Source organism: Oryzihumus sp. (assembly GCF_036391795.1).
Taxonomy (GTDB): domain Bacteria; phylum Actinomycetota; class Actinomycetes; order Actinomycetales; family Dermatophilaceae; genus Oryzihumus.
Map to the genome: position 1 here is coordinate 1 of NZ_DASVZH010000224.1, position 1,534 is coordinate 1,534.

Sequence of the window (1,534 nt, forward strand, 5' to 3'; positions counted from 1 at the left end):
CCTCGCTCGCGCTGGCGCGCGAGCCGGGCAGCGCTGGGGCGAGGGCGCGATCGGGCAGCGCGGGCGGGGCGCTGGGCACGGGGAGCCGCTCCAGCAGCGCCTGGCGAACGGCGAGTCGCGCCGCCTCGGCCGGTCCGGAGGCAGCACCATCGGCCCGCGCCGACGCGGTGGTGAGGATCCCTGCGACGATGAATGCTCTGCCGATCATGTGGCGCTCCCGCCTGCTGGCAGACGGAAGGTATAGCAACGGGCATACCACCCCGTCCTCCCGGTAGCTTGGCGCGCTGCGATCGGGGCCCCTGTACCAACGGGTACACACGAGCGTACCAGGTCGGTCAGCACAGACCCCCTGGCGACCGCCCCGCGCCGCGAAAGCCGTGAAGGAGCGCCACAACGACAGCGTGGCACATCGGTTGCTGACGGGGAGCGCATCCGCACTGACGCGGCTCGAACCAGGGAGCACAGACACATGAAGCGAATCTCGATGGCCCTCGGCGTGCTGGGCCTCGCCGCCTGCGGCGGCTCGAGCACGACCCCGACCTCCTCGCAGATGGCGGCTTACCAGCGGGCCGCCCTCACCGCCTCCGACACGGTCACGACCTACAGCACGGCGGCCGCGGCGGCCACGACGCCGACCGATTGCGCGGCGGCCGCCCAGCAGTACCAGTCGCAGATGCAGGCGGCCATCCAGGAGATGCAGGCGGACGCCCCCGCCATGGACGACGGCATGATGTCGATGGGCCAGGGCACCGCGGCCGACGTGCAGTGCGGCGTGGCGGTGATGGCCCAGACGCTCGCGCAGTACCGCACCGTCGCCTGCAGCTCGAGCAACGCGACGCAGAACCAGACGACGGCGGCGCAGCACGCCGCGACCATGGCGGTCTACGCCGAGCACATGCAGATGCGCGCCGCCGAGCTGAGCCAGATGAGCAGCCGCATGGGCGGCGACGGCGGCACGATGATGGGCGGCTCGAGCGGGACCACCATGAGCGGCATGTGGCAGGGGCCGAGCGGCCAGACCATGCCGTGGGATCACCAGATCCCGGGGTGCGCCGCGACGCCCACCGCGCCGGCGCCGACCCCGACCACGACCACGACCCCGACCACGACCACGACCACGACCACGACCCCGACCACGACCCCGACCACCCCGACCACGACCCCGACCACCCCGACCACGACCACCCCGTCGACCACCACCCCATCGACCATGATGCCCAGCACCACGCCGACGACGACGGGCACCGCTTCGTAGGAACCCCGGCGAGACGGGCGGGCCTCCGGGCCCGCCCGCAGCGCCCGCTTGCCAAGACAGGTCGGGCTCTTACGTTGCCGGCATGCGACCCGAGAGATTGACCACGAAGGCCCAGGAGGTGCTGCAGGGCGCGGCCGGCCAGGCGCGCCGGCGCGACCACCAGGCCATCGACGTCGAGCACCTCGTGCTGGCGATGCTGGAGCAGGAGGACGGCATCGCCCGGCCGGTGCTGGAGAAGATCGGGGCCGACCCGGCCCGCGTCGCCTCGCGCCTCGAGGA

General features: G+C 72.9%; 3 protein-coding genes. 2 read left to right on the plus strand and 1 reads right to left on the minus strand.

What is annotated here, in order from left to right:
* Positions 1–208: hypothetical protein (locus tag VF825_RS13845; RefSeq protein ID WP_331114267.1), on the minus strand; the 208-nt coding region annotated here is incomplete at its 3' end.
* Between the two features lie 261 nt (positions 209–469).
* Here VF825_RS13845 and VF825_RS13850 point away from each other — a divergent pair.
* Positions 470–1,255, plus strand: coding sequence for a hypothetical protein (locus VF825_RS13850; RefSeq protein ID WP_331114269.1), 786 nt, complete (start codon positions 470–472; stop codon positions 1,253–1,255).
* Between the two features lie 82 nt (positions 1,256–1,337).
* A partial coding sequence (locus tag VF825_RS13855; RefSeq protein WP_331114271.1) for a Clp protease N-terminal domain-containing protein occupies positions 1,338–1,534 on the plus strand: 197 nt, incomplete at its 3' end.